Source organism: Rhizobium sp. NZLR11, from assembly GCF_019685115.1.
In the GTDB taxonomy this organism is placed as follows: Bacteria; Pseudomonadota; Alphaproteobacteria; order Rhizobiales; family Rhizobiaceae; genus Rhizobium.
The window spans coordinates 83,117-102,582 of sequence record NZ_JABDWD010000013.1 but is presented as its reverse complement, the minus strand read 5'-3'; the positions used below and the strand labels follow the sequence as shown (position 1 = coordinate 102,582).

19 protein-coding genes and 1 pseudogene are annotated in these 19,466 nt (G+C 61.6%); 13 read left to right on the top strand and 7 right to left on the bottom strand.

The genetic code is table 11. The features are described from left to right. Window positions 1–94 precede the first annotated feature (94 nt). The 6 genes from HJB83_RS21835 (at window position 95) to HJB83_RS21810 (ending at window position 5,564) form a co-directional block, all read left to right on the top strand. On the top strand, window positions 95–2,221 hold the full coding sequence (locus HJB83_RS21835; RefSeq protein WP_221132616.1) for a calcium-binding protein: 2,127 nt from the start codon (window positions 95–97) through the stop codon (window positions 2,219–2,221). Between the two features lie 125 nt (window positions 2,222–2,346). After that, window positions 2,347–2,646: a hypothetical protein gene (locus tag HJB83_RS21830; protein WP_207580481.1), complete on the top strand. Its 300-nt coding sequence runs from the start codon at window positions 2,347–2,349 to the stop codon at window positions 2,644–2,646. Between the two features lie 46 nt (window positions 2,647–2,692). Continuing rightward, window positions 2,693–3,199 (top strand): helix-turn-helix domain-containing protein, encoded by a 507-nt coding sequence (locus HJB83_RS21825; RefSeq protein WP_207580480.1) that lies wholly within the window; start codon window positions 2,693–2,695, stop codon window positions 3,197–3,199. Window positions 3,200–3,212: 13 nt separating this feature from the next. Beyond that, complete coding sequence (gene fabF, locus HJB83_RS21820) at window positions 3,213–4,478, top strand: beta-ketoacyl-ACP synthase II (protein WP_221132615.1); 1,266 nt, start codon at window positions 3,213–3,215, stop codon at window positions 4,476–4,478. A 79-nt stretch (window positions 4,479–4,557) separates the two neighbouring features. Continuing rightward, window positions 4,558–4,986 (top strand): DUF4864 domain-containing protein, encoded by a 429-nt coding sequence (locus HJB83_RS21815; protein ID WP_221132614.1) that lies wholly within the window; start codon window positions 4,558–4,560, stop codon window positions 4,984–4,986. 194 nt (window positions 4,987–5,180) lie between these two features. Continuing rightward, a complete protein-coding gene (locus HJB83_RS21810) occupies window positions 5,181–5,564 on the top strand; it encodes a hypothetical protein (protein WP_221132613.1) in 384 nt (127 codons plus the stop codon). A 31-nt stretch (window positions 5,565–5,595) separates the two neighbouring features. Here HJB83_RS21810 and tgt read toward each other — a convergent pair whose 3' ends face one another. From tgt to coaD, 5 genes are all read right to left on the bottom strand, one after another. Continuing rightward, window positions 5,596–6,726, bottom strand: coding sequence for a tRNA guanosine(34) transglycosylase Tgt (tgt, locus tag HJB83_RS21805; RefSeq protein ID WP_221132612.1), 1,131 nt, complete (start codon window positions 6,724–6,726; stop codon window positions 5,596–5,598). Then, window positions 6,723–7,826, bottom strand: coding sequence for a tRNA preQ1(34) S-adenosylmethionine ribosyltransferase-isomerase QueA (queA, locus tag HJB83_RS21800; protein ID WP_221132611.1), 1,104 nt, complete (start codon window positions 7,824–7,826; stop codon window positions 6,723–6,725). Before queA ends, tgt begins: the two co-directional genes overlap by 4 nt. A 71-nt stretch (window positions 7,827–7,897) precedes the next feature. Continuing rightward, window positions 7,898–8,407, bottom strand: coding sequence for a peptidylprolyl isomerase (locus HJB83_RS21795; protein ID WP_007628975.1), 510 nt, complete (start codon window positions 8,405–8,407; stop codon window positions 7,898–7,900). A gap of 28 nt (window positions 8,408–8,435) precedes the next feature. Further along, entirely contained in the window at window positions 8,436–9,008 is a 573-nt protein-coding gene (locus HJB83_RS21790) for a peptidylprolyl isomerase (RefSeq protein WP_221132610.1), read from the bottom strand. A gap of 74 nt (window positions 9,009–9,082) precedes the next feature. Next, the gene (coaD, locus tag HJB83_RS21785) at window positions 9,083–9,577 is read right to left on the bottom strand and encodes a pantetheine-phosphate adenylyltransferase (RefSeq protein ID WP_207584232.1); all 495 of its coding nucleotides are present in this window, start codon (window positions 9,575–9,577) and stop codon (window positions 9,083–9,085) included. Window positions 9,578–9,667: 90 nt separating this feature from the next. Here coaD and HJB83_RS21780 point away from each other — a divergent pair. The 3 genes and pseudogenes from HJB83_RS21780 to HJB83_RS34215 all read left to right on the top strand — a co-directional run bounded on the left by HJB83_RS21780 (window position 9,668) and on the right by HJB83_RS34215 (window position 10,413). After that, window positions 9,668–9,956: pseudogene (locus tag HJB83_RS21780) on the top strand (hypothetical protein). 130 nt (window positions 9,957–10,086) lie between these two features. Next, window positions 10,087–10,242, top strand: coding sequence for a hypothetical protein (locus HJB83_RS21775; protein ID WP_003586478.1), 156 nt, complete (start codon window positions 10,087–10,089; stop codon window positions 10,240–10,242). Window positions 10,243–10,278: 36 nt separating this feature from the next. Next, complete coding sequence (locus HJB83_RS34215; protein ID WP_259671381.1) at window positions 10,279–10,413, top strand: hypothetical protein; 135 nt, start codon at window positions 10,279–10,281, stop codon at window positions 10,411–10,413. A 168-nt stretch (window positions 10,414–10,581) separates the two neighbouring features. Here HJB83_RS34215 and gyrA read toward each other — a convergent pair whose 3' ends face one another. Next, on the bottom strand, window positions 10,582–13,401 hold the full coding sequence (gyrA, locus tag HJB83_RS21770; RefSeq protein ID WP_207584231.1) for a DNA gyrase subunit A: 2,820 nt from the start codon (window positions 13,399–13,401) through the stop codon (window positions 10,582–10,584). Window positions 13,402–13,649: 248 nt separating this feature from the next. Here gyrA and HJB83_RS21765 point away from each other — a divergent pair, with 248 nt between their 5' ends. Then, window positions 13,650–14,297, top strand: coding sequence for a MarC family protein (locus HJB83_RS21765; RefSeq protein ID WP_207584230.1), 648 nt, complete (start codon window positions 13,650–13,652; stop codon window positions 14,295–14,297). 91 nt (window positions 14,298–14,388) lie between these two features. On the opposite strand, the gene HJB83_RS21760 is transcribed toward HJB83_RS21765, so the two are convergent. After that, window positions 14,389–14,901 carry a single-stranded DNA-binding protein gene (locus tag HJB83_RS21760; protein WP_207584229.1) on the bottom strand — a complete coding sequence of 171 codons (513 nt, stop codon included), beginning with the start codon at window positions 14,899–14,901 and terminating at the stop codon, window positions 14,389–14,391. Window positions 14,902–15,183: 282 nt separating this feature from the next. Between HJB83_RS21760 and uvrA the strand changes: the two genes are divergently transcribed. From uvrA to HJB83_RS21745, 3 genes are read left to right on the top strand one after another with little or no spacing between them, the layout of a single operon-like run. Next, window positions 15,184–18,105, top strand: coding sequence for an excinuclease ABC subunit UvrA (uvrA, locus tag HJB83_RS21755; protein ID WP_221132609.1), 2,922 nt, complete (start codon window positions 15,184–15,186; stop codon window positions 18,103–18,105). Then, window positions 18,102–18,563, top strand: coding sequence for a GNAT family N-acetyltransferase (locus HJB83_RS21750; protein ID WP_221132608.1), 462 nt, complete (start codon window positions 18,102–18,104; stop codon window positions 18,561–18,563). The genes uvrA and HJB83_RS21750 overlap by 4 nt, the downstream gene beginning before the upstream one ends. A gap of 24 nt (window positions 18,564–18,587) precedes the next feature. Further along, on the top strand, window positions 18,588–19,394 hold the full coding sequence (locus tag HJB83_RS21745) for a DUF72 domain-containing protein (protein ID WP_221132607.1): 807 nt from the start codon (window positions 18,588–18,590) through the stop codon (window positions 19,392–19,394). The last annotated feature ends 72 nt before the right edge of the window (window positions 19,395–19,466 follow it).

Sequence of the window (19,466 nt, the reverse complement as noted above, 5' to 3'; positions counted from 1 at the left end):
TGCACGGCCCCTCCTCGTGTATTAAATCGAATCGGCAGCAGAAATGGGGATATATTCCCATCGCAGATTCCCTCTACAACTGGGAGAAAAACTTATGGCTCAAGCCGTTAGAATAAACGATATTATTCAATCCTTTGGAATTGATACGCATATCGACTACACCGACGGAAAATATTCCAATGTCGGAGAAGTTGTCAAAGTTTTAGACTATCTTGGCCTTGATGCGGTCCGCGATCACGCCCCCAACTCCGCTTCCGATCCTAACGGTCAAACCCATCTCGGCGATGCTGCCGAAGCCGGCGTGCAGTTCGTCTTCAGCGCCCAGCGGGAAGTGGACCCCACCACGCTCGCCCAGCGGCTGCATACTTTCGTGCAGGCCCATCCGGGGTCGGTCGTCGGCATCGAGGGGCCGAACGAAGTCAATAACTGGCCGGTCAGCTATCACGGTCTTAGCGGCCAGGCAGCCGCGGTCGCCTATCAAAAGGACCTGTCTGCCGCCGTCAACGCCGATCCCTTGCTGAAAAACATCCCGGTTCTCGGCTTTACCGGATATACGGTCGCATCCGCCTCCGACTACACGACGATCCATACCTATGCGAAGGATGGCGACCAGCCATTCTCGTGGCTTTCCCGCGAAGCCGGCGTTCAGCGCGCTGCCGATCCGGGCAAGCCGCTGGCAATCACCGAGACCGGTTACCACACCTCCCTCACCGCCGACACCAATGGCGGCTGGGAAGGCGTCAGTGAAGCGACGCAGGCAAAGCTGGTGCTCAACACGCTGATGGACGGCGCAGCACTCGGATCGAAGCAGACATTCATCTACGAGCTGCTGGACGCCTATTCCGATCCGCAGGGCGCCAACCAGGAGAAGCATTTCGGGCTTTTTCATCTCGACTATTCAGCCAAGCCGGCGGCAACGGCGATCCACAATCTCACTGAAATACTGGCGGACGACGGCGCGGCAAAGGCGAGCTTCAGCGCAGGGGCCCTCAATTATTCGATCGACGGCATGCCGTCTTCGGCCCACAGCTTGCTCACCGAAAAATCGGACGGCAGCTACCAGATCATTATCTGGAACGAGCCCGACATCTGGAACCAGTCCACCGACACGGCCATTCAGGCCGCGACGACGGGCGTCAAGGTCAATCTCGGGGCCTCGTTCGGCTCCGTGAAGGTTTTCGACCCGGTGAGCGGGACGACGGCGATCAAAAGCCTCAGCAATGTGTCGTCGCTGACAGTGGATGTCGTCGACCATCCGGTTATCATCGACATCGGCGGCGGCAGCGCCAGCACGCCGCCAACGGCCGCCAGCCATATCTATGGCGGCAGGGGCAACGACATATTCACCGTGAGCAGCCCCACTCAAATCGTCGACGAAAGCCGAGGCGGCGGAACCGATACGGTCATGTCGTCGATCAGCTTCAGCCTCAAGGATACGACGCATACGATCGGCAACGTCGAGAACCTGACGCTGACCGGCACCGCCAATCTGAACGGCACCGGCAATGGCCTGGCAAACGCTCTCGTCGGCAATTCCGGCAACAATATCCTTGATGGCAGCACTGGCGCCGACCATATGTCGGGCCATGCCGGCAACGATACTTATGTGGTCGACAATGCGGGCGATTTTGTCGATGAAACAGGGGCATCCGGCAAGGACACCGTCAAGGCTTCGACCTCCTTTAGCCTGGCCGATGTGAAGCACGCGGCCGGTACGATCGAGAATCTCGCCTTGACCGGAACGGCCAATCTCAGCGCGACAGGCAACAACACCGCCAACGTTCTCACCGGCAACGACGGCAGCAACACGATCAATGGCGGCAAAGGCGCCGACCAGCTTACCGGCGGGCTCGGTAACGACAAGCTGATCGGCAAAGCCGGCGCAGACACGCTGACCGGCGGCGGTGGAGGCGATAGCTTCGTCTTCGATGTGAAGCCCGATAATGTCAGCGTTGACAAGATTACGGATTTCTCCTCCGCGGCGGGCGACAAGCTGCTGCTCGACCATTCGATTTTCGCCGCGCTCAGCCTATCTCGATTTTCGGATGAGAATTTCGTGCAGGGAACGAGAGCGCTCGAGGCGGATGACAAGCTGATCTACGATCAGGCCAGCGGCAGACTCTTCTATGACGCGGATGGAAGTGCGGCGGGTGCGGCAGTCCATGTTGCGGATCTCGACAATTCTGCGGCGCTTCACTTCAAAGATTTCGGGCTTGTCTGATGCGGCCGGCCAGTCGTCTTCTGACGGCGTGCGAGCGCACATGCGCGTTTCCGGGCACCCCTTGCCGGCGTGATATTCCCGGCCACATTCCTCCGTTGACGCAACTCGCAGCACCGGAGAAGCCTTTGCCCTGGATCGCCTATATCGCCCATTTCATCGCCGCGGCATTTCTGACAAACGGCATCCCGCATTTCGTCAACGGCGTCAGCGGCCGGCGTTTCCGCATTCCGTTCGGACCGCGGGCGCAGTTCAGTTCGCCGACGACGAATGTCGTCTGGGGCTGGGCGAATTTTCTCATTGCCTTCCTGCTGTTTGCCAATATCGGGCCACTCTATATCGGCACGCCGGGCGATACGATCTTCCTCGCGGCCGGCATGCTTGTCACCGGCCTCCTGCTCGCCCGGATTTTCGACGGCGACAGCTGATGTAGTAACTTGCATGATGATAGTTACTACTGTAGTGACGTGATCCATGCAGCGGACGAGCTTCAGCCAATTCAAATGCCCGGCGGCGCGCGCGCTCGACAGCGTCGGCGACTGGTGGAGCATCCTCATCCTGCGCGACGCCTTTCAGGGGCTGTCGCGCTTCGACGATTTCCAGAAGAGCCTCGGTGTGGCGCCGAACATCCTGACGCGGCGGCTGAAACACCTAACGGATCAGGGACTGTTCGAACGGCGGCTCTACCATCAGCGCCCTGCCCGCTACGAATACCGGCTGACGGACAAGGGCCGCGATTTCTTTCCGGTGCTGATGTCCCTATTTTCCTGGGGAAGCCGGCACATCCCAGAGGAAGACCTTGCCTATCTGCTTGGCGATGCCGCCTCCGGCAAAGCGCGCGAGACGCTGCTGGTCGACACACGGACCGGCGAACAAGTGACACCCGAAAACACCAGCCTGCTTGCAGGCCCCGCAGCCGATGACGAGGTGCACAAGCGGATCGCCCGCATGCGCGCCTGGTATCTCGGCATCGACGCATAAAGAGGAAAATATCATGGATCGCATCGTTGTCACCGGCATGGGACTTGTGTCACCACTCGGCACCGGCGTCGAGCTCGCCTGGAAGCGGCTTCTTGACGGCGGTTCGGGGCTGAGGGTGCTTTCGGACGGTGTCGTCGGCGAACTCCCGGCCAAGGTCGGCGGCATCGTTCCCGGCAGCGCCGAGGATGCAGAGAGCGGTTTCGATCCCGACCGTTACATCACCCCCAAGGACCAGAAGAAGATGGACCGCTTCATCCAGTTCGCCATGGCGGCGACGGAGGAAGCGGTGAAGCAGGCCGGCTGGATGCCGACCGACGAAGCGAAACGCGAACGCACCGCAACGATCATCGCCTCGGGCGTCGGCGGCTTCCCGGCGATCGCCGAAGCGGTGCGGATCGGCGAGACGCGCGGCGTGCGGCGGCTGTCCCCCTTCACCGTGCCCTCCTTCCTCGTAAACCTCGCTGCCGGCCAAGTCAGCATCCGCTACCGCTTCAAGGGGCCGCTCGGCGCTCCGGTGACGGCATGTGCGGCCAGCGTCCAGGCGATCGGCGATGCTGCGCGGCTGATCCGCTCCGGCGAAGCGGATGTGGCAATCTGCGGCGGTGCCGAGGCCTGTATCGACAAGGTAAGCCTCGGCGGCTTTGCCGCCGCTCGCGCGCTTTCCACCGGTTTCAACGACACCCCGGAGCTGGCGTCGCGGCCCTTCGACACGGCGCGTGACGGTTTCGTCATGGGCGAAGGCGCCGGCATCCTGGTCATCGAAACACTCGAACACGCGCTTGCCCGCGGCGCCACACCGCTCGCCGAACTCGTCGGTTACGGCACGGCGGCGGACGCCTACCACATGACCTCAGGCCCCGAAGACGGCGACGGCGCGCGCCGGGCGATGGAGGCAGCGCTCAAGCAGGCGAAGATCCCGGCTTCGGAGGTCAAGCACCTCAACGCGCATGCGACCTCGACACCGGTCGGTGACCGGGGCGAGATCGCGGCGATCGCCACGGTCTTCGGCCGCAATGGCGACATTGCCGTCAGTGCGACAAAATCGGCCACCGGCCATCTGCTCGGGGCCGCCGGCGGGCTGGAAGCGATCTTCACCATCCTGGCGCTGCGCGACCAAATCGCGCCGCCGACCCGCAACCTTGATGAGGCCGACCCTGATGCCGACGGCATCGATATCGTCGGCAAGACGGCGCGGCCGCTGGCAATGGACTATGCCATCACCAACGGTTTCGGCTTCGGCGGGGTGAATGCCAGCGCCCTCTTTCGGCGCTGGTCATAAAGTCCACTTTTCTTGCGCCAGAAATGGCCTACACTTCTGCGCTATCGGGGTCCTTTCCTCGATAGAGCCGGAGACCCCCATGCGCGCCTTCTTCGCAGTTCTCATTCTGTGTGCCGCGTCCATCCTCCCCGCTGTCTCGGCCCTTGCCGAAGATCCGATCGCCACGACACGAACGATGATCGAGGAGCAGATCACGGCCTTCCTCAAGGACGATGCCGAGACCGCCTATTCCTTCGCCGCTCCCGGCATCAGGGCGATGTATCCCGACAAGAACCTGTTCTTCGCCATGGTGAAAAAGAGCTACGAGCCGGTCTATCATCCCGGCAACTACGCCTTCGGCCGCAGCCGCTCGATCGACAACGGCGCGCTGATCTACCACGAGGTGCTGATTTCAGGCCGCGACGGCAAGGACTGGACGGCGATCTACCAGATGACTCGACAGCCCGACGGCAGCTACAGGATCAACGGCGTGCAGATCATGCCGGATGCCGACAGCAAGGGCATCTAAAGCATGTCGCGCAAAAGCGGGCAGCGGTTTTGCGATAACGACATGCGAGAAAATAAAGAGCTGGAGCGCGACAGCCGCACCTGAAAGATCGCGACGCGGTTTAGCGGATTAAGCATCCCTGCAGATTAAAGTTGTGTCCGGCGCTGCTGGAACGTACGGGCTCATGTGGTTCTGTCCCAGGGGTTGAAAACTCAATGCTCATTTCATTCAAGTGGTTGGTCACCGCCGCGGCGATCGGCTTTGCCGTCATGCCGGGTGTTGCGCAGGCGGAATCCTTTTCAATGCTTGCACGGCGGGATTACGCCATCGGAAAACTCACCAAGGGGAAGTCCGGCGGCTACGGCTGGGTCGTCTCGAACGGCAGCAAGCGGTTCTTCTGCCGGCTGGATGCCAGCCTCGCTTATGTCAACAAGAAAGAGATGGTGAGCATCCTTGCAAGCGGACGGCTCATCAAGCTGAACCGCGCCGCGTTTGAGGCATCGATCGGTGGCCCTGATCCGTCCATACCGCAATGGAGCGATCTTCAGGCCGGCCGCGTCAAGCCGGCAGATGTCGGGAGCTGCACACCAGCTCCCTGATTAAAGGGCGTCGCATAGAGCGAGAGATAGATCAAACGGGTTGAAGATCGCCTCTTGCCCATTCTTCCTGCGTCTCCGCCATGAAATCGGCGAAGCGGCCTTCGGCGATCGCCTTGCGGATACCCTGCATCAATTCCTGGTAATAGGCGAGATTGTGCCAGGAGAGGAGCATGCCGCCGAGCGCCTCGTTGGCGCGGACGAGATGGTGCAGGTAGGCGCGCGAATAGTCGCGCGAGGCCGGGCAATTCGACTGTTCGTCGAGCGGGCGCATATCCTCGGCATGACGGGCATTGCGGATATTGACCTTGCCGCGGCGGGTAAAGGCCAGGCCATGGCGGCCGGAACGGGTCGGCATGACACAATCGAACATGTCGATGCCGCGAGCGACAGATTTCAGCATATCGTCCGGCGTGCCGACGCCCATGAGGTAACGCGGCTTCTCCAGAGGAAGCACGGGCAGCGTCGTTTCCAGCATCTGCAGCATGACGTCCTGCGGCTCGCCGACGGCAAGGCCGCCGATGGCATAGCCCTTGAGATCGAGCTGGCTCAGCGCCTCAGCCGAACGGATGCGCAGCGCCGGAATATCGCCGCCCTGGACGATGCCGAACATTGCCTTTCCAGGCTGTTCGCCGAAGGCGACCTGGCAGCGCTCGGCCCAGCGCAGCGACATTTCCATGGCGCGCTCGATCTCCTTCGGCTCGGCCGGCAGCGCCACACATTCGTCGAGTTGCATCTGGATATCGGAGCCGAGCAGCCCCTGGATTTCAATCGAGCGTTCCGGCGACATATGATGCAGGCTGCCGTCGACATGCGATTTGAAGGTGACGCCCTGCTCATCAAGCTTACGCAGGCCGGACAGCGACATGACCTGGAAGCCGCCGGAATCCGTCAGGATCGGGTGCTCCCAGCGGATCAGCTTGTGCAGGCCGCCGAGGCGGGCGACGCGCTCGGCGCTGGGGCGCAGCATCAGGTGATAGGTATTGCCGAGGATGATGTCGGCACCGGTTTCGCGCACCTGGTCGAGATACATCGCCTTGACGGTTCCCACCGTGCCGACGGGCATGAAGGCCGGCGTCCGGATCGTGCCGCGCGGCATGGAAATCTCGCCGAGGCGCGCGCCGGCATCGGTCTTGTCAAGTGTGAATTGAAAGTTCTCTGTCATTTGTCTTTCCGGAAAAGAAGGCTCGCGTCGCCGTAAGAGTAGAAGCGGTAGCCCGTCGCAATGGCGTGGTTGTAGGCCGCATGCATGGTCTTAAAGCCGGCAAAGGCCGAGACCAGCATGAACAGCGTCGAGCGCGGCAGGTGAAAATTGGTCATCAGCATGTCGACCGATTTGAAACGGTAGCCGGGCGTGATGAAAATGCCGGTGGCGCCGCTCCAGCCGCGGATCTCGCCGCTCTCTTCCGCAGCACTCTCGATCAGCCGCAGCGAGGTGGTGCCGACGCAGACGATACGCCCGCCCTTTGCCTTGACGGCGTTCAGCCGGGCGGCGGTCTCAGCGCTGACGGTGCCGCTTTCCAGATGCATCCGGTGATCGTCGGTATCGTCGGCCTTGACAGGCAGAAAGGTGCCGGCGCCGACATGCAGCGTAACGAAATGGCGTTCAATGCCAGCTTTGTCGAGCGTCTCGAACAGGCCGGGCGTGAAATGCAGGCCGGCGGTGGGCGCAGCGACGGCGCCCTCCTCGCGGGCATAGATCGTCTGGTAATCCGCGCGGTCGCGCTCGTCCTCGGGCCGCTTGGCGGCGATATAGGGCGGCAACGGAATGTGACCGACGGCGGCAATCGCCTCGTCGAGCGCCGGGCCGGAAAGATCAAATGCGAGCGTCACCTCGCCGGCCTCGCCCTTTTCCTCGACGGTGGCGTCAAGCGAGCCGAGCAAGCAGCTCTCGCCACTATGGCCGAAGGCAATGCGGTCGCCCTGCTTGATACGCTTCCCGGGCTTGGCAAACGCCTTCCAGCGGCTTGGGCCGACGCGCATGTGCAGCGTTGCCGACACCTGCTGGCCGCTGGCGCCGTCCCGGTGGCGGATGCCTTCGAGCTGGGCCGGAATGACCTTGGTATCGTTGAAGACCAGCGCGTCGCCCGCCCGCAGGAACGATGGCAGATCGCCGACGCGATGATCAGAGAGCAGGCTTTCCGCATCGGGCACGCTTTCCGCGTGGGGATTGACGACGAGCAGGCGCGCGCTGTCGCGCGGCTCGGCGGGCCGCAATGCGATGCGTTCATCGGGCAGATCGAAATCGAAAAGGTCTACGCGCATAAGGGTACTTTCAAAGCGAAACCCGCCCCCACGCGGTTAGGCGCAAGAGCGGGTTTCAGCAGAAATCACAATCAGACGTCGGCGGCAACCCGCATCGAGACGATCGAATCCGGATCGGAAACCGGCTCGCCGCGCTTGATCTTGTCGACGTTGTCCATGCCTTCGATGACCTGGCCCCAGACGGAATACTGCTTGTTCAGCCAGGGTGCATCGGTGAAGCAGATGAAGAACTGCGAATTGGCCGAGTTCGGGTTCTGCGAACGGGCCATCGAGCAGGTGCCGCGCGTATGGGTCGTCGCGGAGAATTCAGCCTTCAGATCCGGCTTGGAGGAGCCGCCCATGCCGGCGCGGCCGGGATTGAAGGTTTCCGAACCCTTCTTGCCAAATTCGACGTCGCCCGTCTGGGCCATGAAATCCTGGATGACGCGGTGGAAGACGACGCCGTCATAGGCCTTCTCGCGGGCGAGTTCCTTGATGCGGGCGACATGCTCCGGGGCGACCTGCGGCAAAAGCTGGATGACGATCTTGCCCTTGGTGGTTTCCAGAATGACGGTGTTTTCGGGATCCTTGATCTCGGCCATTGTCTTCTCCTCTTGTTTCTCTGGTAACTTACTTCTTGCCCAGGGTAACCTTGACCATCCGGTCGGGGCTTTTGACTTCGCCGTTCTGGCCTTCGCCGCGCTTGATCTTGTCGACATTCTCCATGCCGGAAACGACCTTGCCGACGACGGTGTACTGGCCGTTGAGGAAGGAGCCTTCGGCGAACATGATGAAGAACTGCGAATTGGCGGAATTCGGATCCTGCGAACGAGCCATGCCGACGGTGCCGCGCACGAACGGGGTCTTGGAGAACTCGGCCGGAATATCAGGCATATCGGAGGAGCCGGTGCCGGCGAGGCTCGCATCGAAACCCTTTTCCATGTTGCCGTATTTGACGTCGCCGGTCTGGGCCATGAAGCCGTCGATGACGCGATGGAAGGCGACGTTGTCGTATTCGCCCTTCTTGGCCAGCGCCTCGATCTGAGCGACATGCTTCGGCGCAACCTCAGGCATCAGCTGGATGACGACAGGGCCGTTCTTCAGCTGGATGGTGAGATAATGATCAGCCGACTGGGCGAACGCATCCCCCGCGAAGGAGGCGAGATACAGCACGCCGGCAAATGTGAGATAAAACAGTTTCATATGGGCTCCGTTGCGGCGGGTTCCGCCTGGTCTTTGCGCTTGCTAGTCTTTGCGTTCGTTGGTTTTGGCGCTTGCTATTCTGGGCGCTTGGATGTGAGGGCTTGCAAGACGGCGGCCGGCACGAAAGCGCTGACATCGCCGCCCATGGCGGCGATCTGGCGGACCAATGTGGCGGTAATGGGCCGCGAGGCCGTGCCCGCCGGCAAAAAGATGGTCTGGATATCGGGCGCCATCGTCCTGTTCATGCCGGCCATCTGCATTTCGTAATCAAGATCGGTGCCGTCGCGAAGACCGCGGATCAGAAGCGTGGCGCCATGGCTGCGGGCGGCATCGACAACCAGATTGTCGAAGGCGACGACGTCGATGTCGCCGGTCTTGCCGGGCAGCGCTTGCGCCAGGGAACGGCGGATCAGTTCGGCTCTCTCCTCGAAGGAAAAGAGCGGCGCCTTGCCGGGATGGATGCCGATCGCGACGATCACCTTTTCGGCGACGTTCAGCGCCTGGACCAGAACATCCACATGCCCATTGGTGATCGGGTCGAAGGACCCCGGATAAAAAGCTGTCGTCATCTGGCCCGACCGTTGGTTTGACGCCTTTTGTCACGGATGCCGCCTTGCCGCAAGTGATTTGGCCAATCGTCCCGGACGGTTGAACGGCGGATGAATGGCCCGTTCAAGGCGGTTTCAGACGGGATCTGCTTAACTCAAATCATCAAGACGGCCGATGCCATTCCGGCATCCGGCGCCCCCTCGAAAGACCAAGTCCATGCTGATCGTGCTCGTTGCACTTGCCGTCGTTTCCTCCCTCGCCGCCGAGCTGGCCTATGGCTATTTCGCCGATCGCTACGAGGTGAGCTGGGTGCGGCCGGCGCTTGCCGAGCATGCGGCGATCGTGCGCGCTCAAGGCCGGCTGCGCGAAAAACGACGTTCGAATCTGAACGCCAGATGAACGAGACATTCAAGGAGGCTTCAGATCGGCGTTGGTAAACACCCGTCAACATCCGGCGGAACCATTTTAAAACGGATGCGTTCATTCAACCGACACATAGATGCGATTATCGCGGCAGGAAGGACTAAAGATGCCCGGCAAGATTACGATGATTAACGTGCTCTGGATGGTAATGGTCACGGGCATGCTGACTGCAACTGTCGCTCTCTATGATCAGAAGATTGATACGTCCAAGGTTTATGGTCCCTATGCTTCGGCCCGGACGGCCGTACTGGGCCAGTACTGAGGGGCGGGAACGCAACTCCCCAGGAAAGGAATGCCTATGTTCACGATCTTGACAGTGCTCACGGCCCTTATCAGCGTCATGTTCATCGTGTCAGTAACCTCGACGATATCAGCGCTCCGGCGCGAAGGCGAAGAGGTAAAGGCGCTGAACGAAAAACATAGAGCGTTCTGACTTTCCTTTTTTACTTCCCTCTTCCCCACCTTGAGCGGCACCCTTCCGTCGCCTAAGGCCATTCAAAGCCGGATGCACCCAGCGTCCGGCTTTTTCTTTGGGCGTGGCTTTAAACCATTCCCCGGACTGAAAAGAAAAGGGCGGCTTGAAGCCGCCCCGTTCATCTGATCATTCCTCGGCAGGCCCCGGATCGCCATCGGCAATCGGCGCTTCGCCCGCAGCATCTTCGTCGGTAATAGCGGCGCCGTCGGCGACCTCGACGGCCTCCTCCGTCTCGTCCTCCTCCGGCTCGCTGATGCGCTCGACCGAGACGACCTTCTCGTCCTTGGCCGTCGAGAAGATGGTGACGCCCTTGGTGGCGCGGCTGGCGATGCGGATGCCGCCGACCGGCACGCGGATCAGCTGGCCGCCATCGGAAACCAGCATGATCTGGTCGCCGTCCTCGATGGGGAATGCCGCGACCAGTTCGCCGATCTCGCCGGTTTTCGACGTATCGGTGGCGCGAATGCCCTTGCCGCCGCGGCCGGAGATGCGGAAATCGTAGGACGACGAACGCTTGCCGAAGCCCTTTTCGGAGACGGTGAGAACGTACTGCTCAAGCTGTTTCAGCTCTTCGTAACGCTCGTCGCTCAGTTGTCCCTCCTCGGTGACTTCCTCGCCGACCAGCGCGATCTCCTCGGCCTCACCCGTCGTCAGACGCCGGTCGTTGGCGGCGCGCTTCAGGTAGGCGGCGCGCTCCCACGGCTCGGCATTGACATGGCGGACGATGGTCATCGAGATGATGCGGTCGCCGCCGGCAAGGCTGATGCCGCGCACGCCGATCGAGTTCCGGCCGGCGAAAACGCGGACGTCGTCGACGGAGAAGCGGATGCACTGGCCGAGCGCCGTCGTCAGCAGCACGTCGTCATTTTCGGTACAGGTCTCGACGGAGAGGATTTCGTCGCCCTCCTCCTCGAGCTTCATGGCAATCTTGCCATTGCGGTTGACCTGGACGAAGTCCGACAGCTTGTTGCGGCGAACCGTGCCGCGCGTCGTCGAGAACATCACGTCGAGATTGTCCCAGCTCTCCTCGTCCTCGGGCAAGGGCAGGATGGTAGTGATGCGCTCGCCGGGTGCAAGCGGCAGCATATTGATCAGCGCCTTGCCGCGCGAGGTCGGCGTGCCGATCGGCAGGCGCCAGACCTTCTCCTTATAGACGATGCCGCGCGAGGAGAAGAACAGAACCGGCGTATGCGTATTGACTACAAATAGCCGGCTAACGAAATCCTGGTCGCGGGTGGTCATGCCGGAGCGGCCCTTGCCGCCGCGGCGCTGGGCACGATAGGTGGTCAGCGGCACGCGCTTGATATAGCCCAGATGCGAGACGGTGACGACCATGTCTTCACGAGCAATCAGATCCTCGTCGTCCATTTCGAGGCCGCCATCGATGATCTCGGTGCGGCGCGGCGTGCCGAATTCATTGCGGACAGCGAGGAGTTCGTCCTTGACGATGGTCTGGATGCGGACGCGCGAGGAGAGAATATCGAGGTAATCCTTGATCTCCTCACCGATTTTGTTGAGTTCGTCGCCGATTTCGTCGCGGCCAAGGGCCGTCAGGCGGGCAAGGCGCAGTTCGAGGATGGCGCGGGCCTGCTCTTCGGAGAGATTGTAGGTCAGGTCCTCGTTGATGCGATGGCGCGGATCGTCGATCAGACGGATCAGGCTTTCGACATCTTCGGCCGGCCAGCGGCGGGTCATCAATTCTTCGCGGGCCGACTGCGGATCGGGCGCTTGGCGGATGACGCGAATGACTTCGTCGATATTGGCGACGGCAATCGCGAGACCGACCAACACATGGGCGCGGTCGCGCGCTTTGCGCAGCAGGAATTTTGTTCTCCGGCTAACAACTTCTTCGCGGAAGGAGACGAAGGCGCGCAGCATGTCGAGAAGGGTCAGCTGTTCCGGCTTGCCGCCGTTCAGCGCCACCATGTTGCAGCCGAAGGACGTCTGCAGCGGCGTATAGCGATAAAGCTGATTGAGGATGACCTCGGCATTGGCGTCGCGCTTCAATTCGACGACGACGCGATAACCCTGGCGGTCGGATTCGTCGCGCAGGTCGGAGATGCCTTCGATGCGCTTGTCGCGCACCAGCTCGGCCATCTTTTCGATCATCGTCGCCTTGTTCACCTGGTAGGGAATCTCGGTGATGATGATCTGCTCGCGGTCACCGCGCATTGGCTCGATGGCGGCGACGCCGCGCATGATGACCGAGCCGCGGCCAGTCTCATAGGCGGAGCGAATGCCGGCACGGCCGAGGATCTTCGCACCCGTCGGGAAATCGGGGCCGGGAATGATCTGGATCAGATCCTGCAGCTCGATTGCCGGATCGTCGATCAGCGCGATGCAGCCGTCGATGACTTCGGAGAGATTATGCGGCGGGATGTTGGTCGCCATGCCGACGGCGATGCCGCCTGCGCCATTGACGAGCAGGTTCGGGAATTTGGCCGGCACCACAACCGGCTCGGAGAGCGTACCGTCATAGTTGTCGCGGAAATCGACGGTTTCCTTGTCGAGATCGTCGAGCAGCGAATGGGCAGCCTTTTCGAGGCGGCATTCGGTGTACCGTTCGGCCGCCGGCGGGTCACCATCAACCGAGCCGAAATTGCCTTGGCCGTCGATCAGCGGCAGACGCAGCGACCAGGGCTGCGCCATACGGGCGAGCGCATCATAGATCGCGGAATTGCCGTGCGGATGGAATTTACCCATCACGTCACCGGTGACGCGGGCGCATTTGACGTATTTCTTGTTCCAGTCGATGCCAAGCTCGGACATGCCGTAGAGGATGCGCCGGTGCACGGGCTTCAGGCCGTCGCGCACGTCGGGCAGCGCGCGGCTAACGATGACGCTCATGGCGTAATCGAGATACGACCGCTGCATTTCCTCCATGATGGAGATGGGCTCGATGCCTGGCGGGAGCTTCCCGCCGCCGGGGGGTGTTTGCTCAGTCAAAACAGATCACGATCTCTTCTAGAATCACTTGAAGATTTATAGCGGAAAGCCCGTTGCAGCGCCAATTTCACCGGGCGTTTTGAACAGGCTTTTGCGGCTTAAAGAGGGTAAAACATGCAAGTTGCGCGGCCGAACCGGACAAATCCGCCGCGGGCCGCCGCGGGATATTTGCCAAATCGGAATCGCCGCTTCACAATCATAAAACCACGCATAAAAACCACCCGACTATATGGGGTTCCGGAGAGACGATGGCAAGCGCCGACCAATTGATCAACGCCTTCACGACGCTGCTGGTCACCATCGATCCGCCGGGGCTCGCACCGATCTTCCTGGGGCTGACGATGGGCATGAGCCGCGCCCAGCGCACGCAGGTGGCGCTGCGCGGCTCGGTTATCGCCTTCATCATCCTCGCCGTCTTCGCGCTGTTTGGGGCCGGCGTACTCGGCGTGCTCGGGATTTCGATCGGCGCCTTCCGCATCGCCGGCGGTCTGCTGCTGTTCTGGATCGCCTTCGAGATGGTCTTCGAAAGACGCCAGGAACGCAAGGAGAAGGCCACCGAAGCGGCCATCACCAAGGATCACATCGAGAATATCGCCGTCTTCCCGCTAGCCTTGCCGCTGATTGCCGGCCCGGGCGCCATCTCGGCGACGATCCTGCTTGCCGGCACGCTCGCCACCTCCATCGGGAAAGCCCAACTGATCGGCGTCATTGCCGCCAATCTGCTGCTGACCTTCCTAATGCTGCTGATCGCCGAACGGCTGGACCGTTTCCTCGGCGTCACCGGCCGGGCAATTCTGACGCGGCTTCTCGGCGTTATCCTCGCGGCCCTTGCCGCACAGTTCGTCGTCGACGGGGCGAAATCGGCGTTCAATCTGATCAGCGCAACGCCGCACTGAAAACGGCATCCGCCGCGAGATCAAAGAAAAAGAGCATGACGCCGTTAAAGACGTCATGCTCTCGGATAAATCATAAACCACGAACGGCCGATCAGAACGGGATGTCGTCGTCGAGATCCCGCGAGAAGTTGCCACCGCCGCCACCGCCGCGGCTTGGCGATGATGAGGGAGCCGGGGCGCCGTAGTCGTCGCCATAATCATTGCTGCTGCTGCCGCCACGGCCGCCACCGGAGCTTGCACCGCCGCCTTCACCGCGGCCGTCGAGCATGGTCAGCGTCGAACCGAAGCCCTGCAGCACCACTTCCGTCGAGTAGCGGTCCTGTCCCTGCTGGTCCTGCCACTTACGGGTCTGCAACTGGCCTTCAATATAGAGCTTGGCGCCCTTCTTCACATATTGCTCGACGACCTTGCACAGGCCCTCGTTGAAGACGACGACAGTGTGCCATTCGGTCTTTTCACGACGCTCGCCGGAATTGCGGTCGCGCCAGGTCTCCGAGGTCGCAATACGAAGATTGGCGATCGGCCGGCCATCCTGGGTGCGGCGGATTTCCGGGTCCGCACCGACATTTCCGATCAGAATTACCTTGTTTACGCTACCAGCCATGCTCTCACCCTACCTGCCGCCCTGCCCGGCGGCGTTTCAATCGATCGGCGCACCTTAAACCATCAACGACCGCCGATGCGCATGGGCGGCACTTAATCCACATATTTCTCCGTCAGAACACCGCATGCATCCATCAGGATTTTTGTTCTTTCTTTGTTCTAGTTTATCCGTATGATCCTGTCAACAGAATCGAAAACCTTCAGTGTTGCGGACATTCAGCCTCGACTCGCCGTTCGGCATCACTAAATAAGGGCTGTTATCCCAAAGGACCAAGCTGAGACGATGAGCGAACTGAAGACGATCTCCATCCGCGGCGCGCGCGAGCATAATCTCAAAGGCATCGATCTCGATCTGCCGCGCAATAAGCTGATCGTCATGACCGGGCTTTCGGGCTCCGGCAAATCCTCGCTTGCCTTCGACACGATCTATGCCGAGGGCCAGCGGCGCTATGTCGAGAGCCTCTCCGCCTATGCCCGGCAGTTTCTCGAGATGATGCAGAAGCCCGACGTCGACCAGATCGACGGACTGTCGCCGGCGATCTCGATCGAGCAGAAAACCACCTCGCGCAACCCGCGCTCGACGGTCGGCACCGTGACCGAGATCTACGACTATATGCGGTTGCTCTTTGCCCGCGTCGGCGTGCCCTATTCACCGGCGACCGGCCTGCCGATCGAAAGCCAGACCGTCAGCCAGATGGTCGACCGCGTGCTCGATTTCGGCGAAGGCACCCGTCTTTATATTCTCGCGCCGCTCGTGCGCGGGCGCAAGGGCGAATACAAGAAGGAACTGGCGGAGCTGATGAAGAAGGGCTTCCAGCGCGTCAAGGTCGACGGCCAGTTCTACGAGATTGCCGAGGCGCCGGTGCTCGACAAGAAATACAAGCACGACATCGACGTGGTGGTCGACCGCATCGTCGTGCGCTCGGATGTCTCGGCCCGCCTAGCCGACAGCCTGGAAACCTGCCTGAAGCTCGCCGACGGGCTGGCGGTCGCCGAATTCGCCGACAAGCCGCTGCCGCTGGAAGAGACCTCGGCCGGCGGTTCGGCCAACAAGTCGCTCAACGAGACGCATGAGCGCGTGCTGTTTTCGGAAAAATTCGCCTGCCCGGTTTCCGGCTTCACCATTCCGGAGATCGAGCCGCGACTGTTCTCCTTCAACAATCCCTTCGGCGCCTGCCCGACCTGCGACGGCCTCGGCGCCCAGCAGAAGATCGATCGCGACCTGATCGTGCCCGAGCCGGAACGGACGCTGCGCGACGGGGCGATCGCGCCCTGGGCCAAGTCGACCTCGCCCTATTACAATCAGACGCTGGAAGCGCTGGGCAAACATTACGGCTTCAAGCTCGGCACCCGCTGGAACGATCTTTCCGACGAGGCCAAGGACGTCATTCTCAACGGCACCGACGACAAGATCGAATTCCATTATGCCGACGGCGCCCGCTCCTATACGACGCAGAAGAATTTCGAGGGCATCATCACCAATCTCGAGCGGCGCTGGAAGGAGACCGATTCCGCCTGGGCGCGTGAGGACATCGAGCGCTTCATGTCGGCAGCACCCTGCCCTTCCTGCAACGGCTTCCGCCTGAAGCCGGAAGCGCTGGCGGTGAAGATCGCCACGCTGCATATCGGCGAAGTGACTGCCATGTCGATCCGCGTCGCCCGCGACTGGTTCGAGACGCTGCCGACCAGCTTCAACGCCAAGCAGAACGAGATTGCCGTGCGCATCCTCAAGGAAATCCGCGACCGGCTGCGTTTCCTCAACGATGTCGGCCTGGAATATCTCAGCCTGTCGCGCAATTCCGGCACGCTGTCGGGCGGCGAAAGCCAGCGCATCCGGCTGGCCTCGCAGATCGGCTCGGGGCTGACCGGCGTGCTCTATGTGCTCGACGAGCCTTCGATCGGCCTGCATCAGCGCGACAATGCCCGGCTGCTCGACACGCTGAAGCACCTGCGCGACATCGGCAACACCGTCATCGTCGTCGAACATGACGAGGATGCGATCATGACGGCCGACGACGTGGTCGATATCGGCCCGGCCGCCGGCATTCATGGCGGCGAGGTCATCGCCCACGGCACGCCGCAGGATATCATGGACAATCCGAAGTCGCTGACCGGAAAATATCTCTCGGGCGAACTCGGCGTTCCCGTTCCCAACGAGCGCCGCAGACAGAAGAAGGGCCGCGAGATCAAGGTGGTCGGCGCCCGCGGCAACAATCTGAAGAACGTCACGGCGGCAATCCCGCTCGGGGTGTTCACGGCGGTGACCGGCGTTTCCGGCGGCGGCAAATCCACCTTCCTGATCGAGACGCTGTATAAATCGGCAGCGCGCCGCGTCATGGGCGCGCGCGAAAACCCGGCCGATCACGACCGCATTGACGGCTTCGAGCATATCGACAAGGTGATCGACATCGACCAGTCGCCGATCGGCCGCACGCCGCGCTCGAACCCGGCGACCTATACCGGCGCGTTCACGCCGATCCGCGATTGGTTCGCCGGCCTGCCGGAGGCAAAAGCGCGCGGCTACCAGCCGGGGCGTTTCTCCTTCAACGTCAAGGGCGGGCGTTGCGAGGCCTGCCAGGGCGACGGCGTCATCAAGATCGAGATGCACTTCCTGCCCGATGTCTACGTCACCTGCGACGTCTGCCACGGCAAGCGCTACAATCGCGAGACACTCGATGTCACCTTCAAGCAGAAGTCGATCGCCGACGTGCTCGACATGACGGTGGAGGAAGGCGTCGACTTCTTCGCGGCGGTGCCGGCCGTGCGCGACAAGCTGCAGTCGCTGAAGGATGTCGGCCTCGGTTACATCAAGGTCGGCCAGCAGGCCAATACGCTGTCGGGCGGCGAGGCACAGCGCGTCAAGCTGGCCAAGGAGCTGTCGAAACGCTCGACGGGGCGCACGCTCTACATTCTCGACGAACCGACGACCGGCCTGCATTTCCACGACGTCGCCAAGCTGCTTGAAATGCTGCACGAACTGGTCAACCAGGGCAATTCCGTGGTGGTGATCGAGCACAATCTCGAAGTCATCAAGACGGCCGACTGGGTGCTCGATTTCGGTCCCGAAGGCGGTGATGGCGGCGGCGAGATTGTGGCTTTCGGCACGCCCGAGGCGATCGTCAAGGAGAAGCGCTCCTATACCGGGCACTTCCTCAAGGAATTGCTGGAACGGCGGCCGGCGAAGAGGGCGGCTGCGGCGGAATGACGATGCGGCCGGCGTCGCCCGAAGATCTGGAAAGGATCACGACGCTGACAGCAGCCGCCTATCGGCCCTATACCGAACTGTTCGGCGCTCCGCCGATCCTGATGACGGAGGATTACGCGCCTCGCATCGAACGCGGCGAGGTATGGCTCCGCGAGGTCGGCGGCGAAACCGCGGGGCTGATGGTTGTCGAGCGGCATTCCGATCACCTCATGCTGTTCAGCATCGCGGTCTCGCCGGCCTTTCAGGGGGCCGGACATGGTCTGGCGATGCTCAAGTGGCTGGAGGGCAAGGCGCGCGAGTGGGCAAAGCCGGAAATCCGGCTCTACACCAATGCGCTGATGGAGCGGAACATCGCCCTTTATCGCGCCGTCGGATTTCACGAAACGGGTCGCCGGCCGAACCCATATCGGCCAGGATGGACGCTCGTCGACATGGCGAAACAGATCGATGCGGCCTGAACGGCTGCAAACAGGGAGGACGACATGACCAAATCCGGCACTATCCGCACCGGCATCGGCGGCTGGACCTTCGAGCCCTGGCGCGGGCATTTCTTTCCCGATGACCTGAAACAGAAGGACGAGCTGAATTATGCCAGCCGCCAGTTGAAGGTTATCGAGGTTAACGGTACCTATTACAGCACGCAGAAGCCGGCGGTTTTCGCCAAATGGGCGGCCGACGTACCCGACGGTTTCATCTTCTCGCTAAAGGCGACGCGTTTCGTCACCAACCGGCGGGTGCTTGCCGAAGCCGGTGAATCGATGGAACGCTTCCTGTCCTCGGGCATCAGCGAACTCGGCGATCATCTCGGGCCGCTGCTCTGGCAGTTCGCACCGACGAAGAAGTTCGATCCGGAAGATTTCGAGGCCTTCCTGAAGCAGCTGCCGGCAAAGCAGGACGGGCTGGCGCTCCGCCACGTGGTCGAGGTGCGCCACGATTCCTTCAAAGTGCCGGAATTCGTGGCACTGCTGGCGAAATACGGCGTGGCGCCGGTCTGCGCCGAACATTTCGAATATCCGATGATCGCCGATGTCACGGCCGACTTCGTCTATGCCAGGCTGCAAAAGGGATCGGACGATATCCCGACCTGCTATCCTGATAAGGACCTGAAGGCCTGGGCAAGCCGACTGGAGACCTGGGCGGAGGGCAAGGTCCCGGACGATCTGCCGCTGATCGATGGGGATCGCAAGGTGAAGGCCGAGCCACGCGACGTCTTCGCCTTCATGATCCACGAGGGCAAGGTCAATGCGCCGCATGGGGCAATCGCCCTGCAGCAGGCGCTGGCAAAATAGGCCGGGCTGAGATTTGCGCTAAAGACATAAGCATCGGCGGCTCGAAGCTGAAGCATCGGCGGCTCGAAGCTG

Coding starts and splice junctions, on each gene's coding strand:
- HJB83_RS21790 (WP_221132610.1), bottom strand. CDS start 9,008: ATGAAACTGTTTTATCTCACATTTGCCGGCGTGCTGTATCTCGCCTCC.
- HJB83_RS21810 (WP_221132613.1), top strand. CDS start 5,181: ATGCTCATTTCATTCAAGTGGTTGGTCACCGCCGCGGCGATCGGCTTT.
- HJB83_RS21825 (WP_207580480.1), top strand. CDS start 2,693: ATGCAGCGGACGAGCTTCAGCCAATTCAAATGCCCGGCGGCGCGCGCG.
- queA (WP_221132611.1), bottom strand. CDS start 7,826: ATGCGCGTAGACCTTTTCGATTTCGATCTGCCCGATGAACGCATCGCA.
- tgt (WP_221132612.1), bottom strand. CDS start 6,726: ATGACAGAGAACTTTCAATTCACACTTGACAAGACCGATGCCGGCGCG.
- HJB83_RS21795 (WP_007628975.1), bottom strand. CDS start 8,407: ATGGCCGAGATCAAGGATCCCGAAAACACCGTCATTCTGGAAACCACC.
- HJB83_RS21815 (WP_221132614.1), top strand. CDS start 4,558: ATGCGCGCCTTCTTCGCAGTTCTCATTCTGTGTGCCGCGTCCATCCTC.
- HJB83_RS21775 (WP_003586478.1), top strand. CDS start 10,087: ATGCCCGGCAAGATTACGATGATTAACGTGCTCTGGATGGTAATGGTC.
- HJB83_RS21765 (WP_207584230.1), top strand. CDS start 13,650: ATGGCAAGCGCCGACCAATTGATCAACGCCTTCACGACGCTGCTGGTC.
- fabF (WP_221132615.1), top strand. CDS start 3,213: ATGGATCGCATCGTTGTCACCGGCATGGGACTTGTGTCACCACTCGGC.
- uvrA (WP_221132609.1), top strand. CDS start 15,184: ATGAGCGAACTGAAGACGATCTCCATCCGCGGCGCGCGCGAGCATAAT.
- HJB83_RS21835 (WP_221132616.1), top strand. CDS start 95: ATGGCTCAAGCCGTTAGAATAAACGATATTATTCAATCCTTTGGAATT.
- coaD (WP_207584232.1), bottom strand. CDS start 9,577: ATGACGACAGCTTTTTATCCGGGGTCCTTCGACCCGATCACCAATGGG.
- HJB83_RS21745 (WP_221132607.1), top strand. CDS start 18,588: ATGACCAAATCCGGCACTATCCGCACCGGCATCGGCGGCTGGACCTTC.
- HJB83_RS34215 (WP_259671381.1), top strand. CDS start 10,279: ATGTTCACGATCTTGACAGTGCTCACGGCCCTTATCAGCGTCATGTTC.
- HJB83_RS21760 (WP_207584229.1), bottom strand. CDS start 14,901: ATGGCTGGTAGCGTAAACAAGGTAATTCTGATCGGAAATGTCGGTGCG.
- HJB83_RS21750 (WP_221132608.1), top strand. CDS start 18,102: ATGACGATGCGGCCGGCGTCGCCCGAAGATCTGGAAAGGATCACGACG.